We start from the raw sequence: 6,358 nt of genomic DNA, 5'->3' as shown, positions 1-6,358 counted from the left end.
TGAATTGTTTGCCTTTAAAATGATTCATTACTCTGTCCTCTCTGTCTTTTTTCTCACTTTTACACTAAAATAGATTTTTGGGAAAACTTTGCAACAGAACCCTGTGGACCGTGGCACTGAGTTTAGTGGGCTAGTATCACTTGAATCACAATATGGTATTGGTATTAAGACCTATTACTGCCATGCTTATACTCCAGCTGAACGTGGTAGTAATGAACGCTTTAATCGGAATTTACGTTATTTTTATCCTAAAGGGACTCGTTTTGAGCACATTAGTTCTCAAGATTTAACGACGACGTTACTCCAAATTAACCAGCGACCGCTTAAAATACTCGACTGGCAAACACCGTATCAGGTTATGCTGACAAATTTGTCCAAAAATTCGGATTAAATTTGCAATCTACCATTAAGCTTTGTAATTTTTATTAGAAGAGTTGATGGAGCTGGAACAATTCAAACGCCAGTAAATAAATTAGCTACTTTTATTGTGCTAGTGGTTTTCTTTATTTTTATCGTCTTGATCCAACTTGTCTTACTGCTATTTGTTAAGCCTAGAAAGTAAAACTAAATTATAGGGGTTTTTATATAATCGCCCCTAAAAAAACCTATTAAAACAGCCCCCATTATCTAGCGATTAGATAATGGGGGCTGTTTTTTTGTTAAGTGATATAATAAACCATAAAAGAAGCTTAGAAATACGGTCCTGGTCATCAATAAATAAACAATTTAATTATTTATTTAATTATTTAATTTCAGAAAGGTATATATAAATCATGGCGCAACAAATTGTCCTACCCATCAAAGACTCCAACATCTTAAAGATGGTACAAGATACACTTCTCGATAGTTTCCGTGCTGGTCGCCGAAATTACACCGTTTTTCAAGTTGGTAAGGCCACGCTACTACGTGTGAGTGATGTTATGACATTAAAAAAATCAGATGTCTATAATACAGAGGGCTCTGTCAAAAATACAGCCTTTATTCATGATAAAAAGACCGGTAAAGCAAACACGTTATATTTAAAGCCTGTTCAGCAAGACTTGTTGCAATATCATGATTGGCTGGTCCAAGAAAATATCAATTCTGAGTGGTTATTCCCCTCGACAGCCCATCATGATCGCCATATCACCGAGAAACAGTTTTATAAAGTGATGGCGCGTGTTGGTGATCTACTAGGTATCAACTATTTAGGCACGCACACCATGCGTAAAACAGGCGCTTATCGTGTCTATACACAGTCAAATTACAATATTGGTTTAGTCATGCACTTATTGAATCACTCAAGCGAAGCCATGACACTGACTTACCTTGGTTTAGATCAAGCTAGTCGCGAGACGATGTTAGATCAAATTGATTTTGGATAATTACATCAAAAGCATACTGAATAATTGGACTATTTTTATTCAGTTACTTAGTGATAATTGAGATGCGATTGCGATTATAAAAATTGATATATCAACCAATGGCTGCTTGGACTTCAATTAATGTTTGGTATGCATTCAAATCAATATCGGCGCTGATGTCAAGATTATGGACAGGTTTTTTCGGCACCGAGAGGTCCCGGACTAGTCGTGGATCGACGCCAATTTTATCAGCAACTGTTTCGATGGCTGCGTAGGTTGCCTCTTCATTGAGTAGTGTACCGTAGCAGTCAAACGTTAAGTATTTTTCCATGATGAGACTCCTCTCTGACTACCTTTAAGTATACGCACAAACACTAAAAAAGCCGTCGAAATTCGGCGGCTTTTCATCATATTACGTTAAATTATTCAGCGTCGTAGGCAGCTTGGAAAATCTTGATGATATCTTCCTTTGTCCCCTTACGAGGGTTAGAGAAAGCATTCCCATCCTTCAAGGCATTTTCAGCCATCAATTCAAAGTCTTCTGGCTTAGCACCAATTTCTTTGATTGAGTGAGGAATACCAACGTCTTCGGATAATTGCTTCATGGCCTTGATGGCTAATTCGGCAGCATCCCGCGTTGATAGGCCTTCAGTGTTTTCACCCATGATTTCAGCCAATTGGACGAAACGATCTGGGCAAGCAATGATGTTATATTCTTCAACGTAAGGTAGAAGTAAGGCACAGCAAACACCATGAGGTGCGTCGTATTGACCACCGAGTTGGTGAGCCATGGCATGAACGTAACCCAAGTTGGCGTTGTTGAAGGCCATCCCGGCTAACATTTCAGCTTCGACCATCTTAGTCCGAGCGTCCAAGTTGTTGCCGTTAGCAACGGCTTCACGAAGGGAAGTTTCAATCAACTTGATAGCTTCCACACATTGTGAGTCGGTGATAGGGTTGTGGTCAACGGAAACGTAAGGTTCAACGGCTTGAACGAAGGCATCCATCCCAGTAGCTGCGGTTAAGCCCTTAGGCACATCAAGCATCAGAGTTGGGTCGTTGAATGAAACCAACGGAATGTTCCGCCATGAAACAACCACGAACTTCAAGTGGGTTTCTTCATTCGTGATAACCGCGTGACGGGTTAATTCAGAACCAGTACCGGCCGTCGTGTTAACGGCGATTAATGGTGGCAAAGCCTTGTCGAGTGTTTCAATCCCAGCCAACTTGGTAATGTCGTCGCCATTAGTCAAAATAATGCCGGCACCTTTACCAGTATCGTGAGCAGAACCCCCACCAACAGTGATGATGGAGTCCGCACCGGATTCTTCGTAAAGTTTCTTAACTTCTTTGATGTTACGAATCTTAGGGTTGGGTTCAACGTTGTTGTAAACAACGTAGTCCACACCAGCAGCCTTTAAAGAATCCAAAGTCTGTTCCACGGCGCCGCCCTTTAAACCTTCAAGGAACTTATCCGTGACGATAACGGGCTTTTTCATTCCTAACGTTTTTGCTCGATTACCAATCTTACTAATGACACCAGGGCCAAAGAAATTGACGCTGGGCATCAGAAAGTCATAACTACGTTCAGCCATTATATAAATGCCTTCTTTCGGAAGTTTTGAAAACAATTGTTACCAATTTCACAAAGTAATTATAACTAATAAATTTACAGTTTGCAATCGTTTTTGGGTAAAAGTCCCTTAATTGTGCAATAAAGTGCTAATTTGTCGGCGGTTTAAACTGCTCAGAAGTCAATAAATTAGACTATTTTTATTCAGTTACTTAGGCAACATTTGAGATACGATTGCGATTGGGTAAAATAAAATAATTCAGGCACATGAATCATTCGAAAGAGTGAATTATGTGCCTGTTTTAATAAGATTTGATATTTCTGTGGTAAGGCTTATATTAAAGGTGTATGACACAACCAGAGACGATTGACACCTTAATTAGGCCCATGAGTCGTAAAGGGGAAATTCATAATGAAAGTGACACAAGCAGTACTAGACGATATTAAACGCACAACAGATCAGTGGCGCGCTTCAGATGAGAAACGAGATGCAGGACTACCAACGGAGTTTCCGGATGTCAAACGATATGACAACATCAGTTATGGTCCAGCTGGTGAAGAAAATTTGTTAGATGTTTATACACCTAAAGATGTGACACAAAGTGTGCCTACCATTATCGATATTCATGGTGGGGGGAACGTATACGGGTCCAAAGAGCTTTATCAGCATTACTGCCTTGGTTGGGCGAGGCATGGATTTGGCGTTGTTAATTTCAATTATCGGCTGGCACCTCAAACCATTTTTCCAGGCGCACTGAAAGATACGGCACTCGTCGCAAAATGGGTTGCTGATCACGGGCAAGACTATCATTTAGATACAAATAATGTTTTCATCATTGGCGATAGTGCGGGTGGCACGCTCGCCTATCAGTATTTGACAGCATATGCGAATCCTAAATATCGCAAGGCGCTGGGATTAGTCTCTAGTGGGCAACTTGTTGTCCGAGGTGGAGCACTGAATAGTGGCTTTTATTTTGTAAAACGTCCTGGTGCCATAACACCGGACAGTTTGATGAGCACCTATTTTACACCAGAAATGATGCAGAAATATGATCAGGAACTGCATACAGAAAACTATGTGACGCCTGATTTCCCACCAGTTTTTGTACTGACCGCCAATCATGACTTTTTACATGATGAGGGCGTGCGCTTTGATCAATTTCTATTGGACCATCACCTGGCACATCGATTTGCCAGTTTCTCTACGGAAAGTGATCCGCGCGAATACGTTTTTCAATTGAATCAACGTGATGCCGTGGCAGCTAAAGCTAATCAGCAACAGGGAGAATTTTTCAGAAGTTTGTTTGTAGAAAAATAAGGTGATCTTCGAAAATTAAGTAAACAAAAAGACCGGGATTATTGCACTCCCCGGTCTTTATTTATATGAACATTATTCAGCAATTGCTTGAAAGAAAAGTACGGTACCCCAAGTTTCACCTTTAATTAAGTTCTTGGCAAATTTAGCAGCGGCATCCAAATCGTTATCAGGGGTTACTTTGAATTCAAGTTTCATACCGGTTTTTTTAACGAATTCGTATTTGAAATCGCCTTCATATTCTGTCAAAAGCTTAATAGATTGAAGTCAATATTTGAGACAGATTTTCTTCTGCCCTGTAAATCTAGCATAGGAGCACCTTACTTAATGTCACTGTTCACCACGTGAATGTCTATCTAAAAAAAGAAGGAACCGAGGTGGAAAAAAATGAATTTAAACCGACTGTGATTGAAAGGTTAAAGAGTAAGAGCTATGAGCATCCCACAGATTATTTTGGGGTGACGGTTGATCGATTATATGATCACTGACGCGAGATTCTAAATGCAAACAATTGTTCATGACTAGAGGATAACCTTCTAATAGGGTTCATTTTTAAATAACCCCTTACAGATATATTAAAACAGCCCCATTATTAAATTGCTAGATAATGGGGCTGTTTTTATTAACGATATAATGATCCTTAAAACGCAGGAATAGATTGAACGGTTAAGCGTTAATGAGTAGCTTGGACTATCTCGGAAAGTATGCTTGTTGATGCGTTTATAGAGCCATTTTCAACGCGTACAATTGTGGATTAAACTAGCAAATTCACGTTGGTTCAACACCATAGTTTCACACAGGTCATCTACTTTCACTGTCACTTCTAATTTCATTTTTTTAGTATAAGAGCATTAAAAACTTTGAAAATATCCTGTATTAATTTTTGTAAGCATTATTAAACTATATTATCTAGTAAGTGATATAATTAGAATACCTTAAAAGCAAAAAGGAGAATAGAAAATGGGAATTATTTGGGCCTTAATAGTCGGTGCAATAATTGGAGCAGTAGCCGGAGCGCTTACTAGTCGAGGTGCTGCTATGGGTTGGATTAGTAATATACTTGCTGGATTAATTGGCTCATGGTTAGGCGAAAGTTTGTTAGGTAACTGGGGGCCTAGTCTTGCTGGCATGGCATTAGTGCCTTCTATCATAGGAGCAGTTATTCTAGTAATTATTGTTTCTTGGATCACAACTCGAATCAAACATTGAAATAAAAGGGAAATTTTGATCATAGCAAAATAAAAAAGATGATCCTAAATCTAATGATGAAGAAAATATTTTTGATCACCTCAATCAATACATTTTGAAAACAATGAAGATGGTGAGATTGAAAAACAAAAGAGTCAAGAGGCTTACCGGAAAAATCCTAATCTCGTGTTAGTGGCACGTGATGCTCAAAGTTTTCATCGTATGCAATCAACGTTTGATAACCCAGTCATTTTTACACCTGACATGGTTTTATATATGAAACCTGTTAACTGGAATTTCAATCGAAATGGGGCTTTATTCGTTTTACGGCATGATTCAGAAAAAGTTGTTAAAAAAAGTACGATTGACAATATAAACCCGGATTATTCATGCACTAAATTTTTAACCACAGCTAAATCAGTAAAATACAATAAATTACCTTGAAACTGCCAGTACCTTGACACAGTTTCAGGGTGTTTTTTTGATTGAGCGTTTTTTGAGAAAAATGGGCACACTAAAACCAGCCAGATTTTGCTATTTTTTTGAAAATATAATTCGTTGTTTTATTGCCACAAAGCATTTAGTCGTTCCCAAGCTCGCCAGAACAGACCATCGAATTGTTCTTGGTTGCGGCTATCTAACGTCAAGATCACCTTGCGGGCGTGCTTAGTGACACGTCCACCGATTTTTAACAAACGATCTCGAAAGGTGTTGATTGTCCACGATTGTTGCTGGTCGTCCAACGCAATACTCTTCATCAACCGCATCAAGTTTGATGCAATCACTGAGATCCACATGCGCGCTTTGTTGGCGAAAAATGAACTGCTATCAGTTTTGCCGAAGGCAAATCCACCTTTAAGCTCGCGAATAATATCTTCAATCGCCGCACGCTTGCGGTAAACACGGACGATGTCTTTTTGTGGAAGACTTAGGTTAGTG

General features: G+C 39.3%; 8 protein-coding genes and 2 pseudogenes. 6 read left to right on the top strand and 4 right to left on the bottom strand.

The window, feature by feature from the left end; all coding sequences use genetic code 11:
- Positions 1-103: 103 nt before the first annotated feature.
- The 3 genes and pseudogenes from FFM55_RS09380 to FFM55_RS09370 all read left to right on the top strand — a co-directional run.
- Positions 104-391, top strand: a pseudogene (locus FFM55_RS09380) (IS30 family transposase); the annotation flags it as partial.
- Positions 392-562, top strand: coding sequence for a DUF3923 family protein (locus FFM55_RS10010; RefSeq protein ID WP_137600994.1), 171 nt, complete (start codon positions 392-394; stop codon positions 560-562).
- A gap of 211 nt (positions 563-773) precedes the next feature.
- Positions 774-1,364 carry a site-specific integrase gene (locus FFM55_RS09370; protein ID WP_137600986.1) on the top strand — a complete coding sequence of 197 codons (591 nt, stop codon included), beginning with the start codon at positions 774-776 and terminating at the stop codon, positions 1,362-1,364.
- A gap of 91 nt (positions 1,365-1,455) precedes the next feature.
- Here FFM55_RS09370 and FFM55_RS10005 read toward each other — a convergent pair whose 3' ends face one another.
- Together FFM55_RS10005 and FFM55_RS09360 are read right to left on the bottom strand one after the other, a co-directional pair.
- A complete protein-coding gene (locus tag FFM55_RS10005; protein ID WP_240006024.1) occupies positions 1,456-1,674 on the bottom strand; it encodes a hypothetical protein in 219 nt (72 codons plus the stop codon).
- A gap of 91 nt (positions 1,675-1,765) precedes the next feature.
- Positions 1,766-2,938 (bottom strand): iron-containing alcohol dehydrogenase, encoded by a 1,173-nt coding sequence (locus FFM55_RS09360; RefSeq protein ID WP_137600985.1) that lies wholly within the window; start codon positions 2,936-2,938, stop codon positions 1,766-1,768.
- 390 nt (positions 2,939-3,328) lie between these two features.
- Between FFM55_RS09360 and FFM55_RS09355 the strand changes: the two genes are divergently transcribed.
- Positions 3,329-4,234 carry an alpha/beta hydrolase gene (locus tag FFM55_RS09355; RefSeq protein WP_137600984.1) on the top strand — a complete coding sequence of 302 codons (906 nt, stop codon included), beginning with the start codon at positions 3,329-3,331 and terminating at the stop codon, positions 4,232-4,234.
- A 72-nt stretch (positions 4,235-4,306) separates the two neighbouring features.
- On the opposite strand, the gene FFM55_RS10100 is transcribed toward FFM55_RS09355, so the two are convergent.
- Positions 4,307-4,429 (bottom strand): hypothetical protein, encoded by a 123-nt coding sequence (locus FFM55_RS10100; RefSeq protein ID WP_258088552.1) that lies wholly within the window; start codon positions 4,427-4,429, stop codon positions 4,307-4,309.
- A 762-nt stretch (positions 4,430-5,191) separates the two neighbouring features.
- Between FFM55_RS10100 and FFM55_RS09345 the strand changes: the two genes are divergently transcribed.
- Both FFM55_RS09345 and FFM55_RS10000 read left to right on the top strand, forming a co-directional pair.
- Positions 5,192-5,440 (top strand): GlsB/YeaQ/YmgE family stress response membrane protein, encoded by a 249-nt coding sequence (locus FFM55_RS09345; RefSeq protein WP_137600983.1) that lies wholly within the window; start codon positions 5,192-5,194, stop codon positions 5,438-5,440.
- 78 nt (positions 5,441-5,518) lie between these two features.
- Positions 5,519-5,794: pseudogene (locus tag FFM55_RS10000) on the top strand (polysaccharide pyruvyl transferase family protein); the annotation flags it as partial.
- A 188-nt stretch (positions 5,795-5,982) separates the two neighbouring features.
- Here the strand turns inward: FFM55_RS10000 and FFM55_RS09335 are convergent.
- Positions 5,983-6,358 (bottom strand): transposase (locus FFM55_RS09335; RefSeq protein WP_170999689.1); only part of this gene is annotated, 376 nt, incomplete at its 5' end.

The organism is Weissella sagaensis (assembly GCF_005405285.1).
Taxonomy (GTDB): domain Bacteria; phylum Bacillota; class Bacilli; order Lactobacillales; family Lactobacillaceae; genus Weissella; species Weissella sagaensis.
This window is presented reverse-complemented; position numbering and strand designations above follow the sequence as displayed.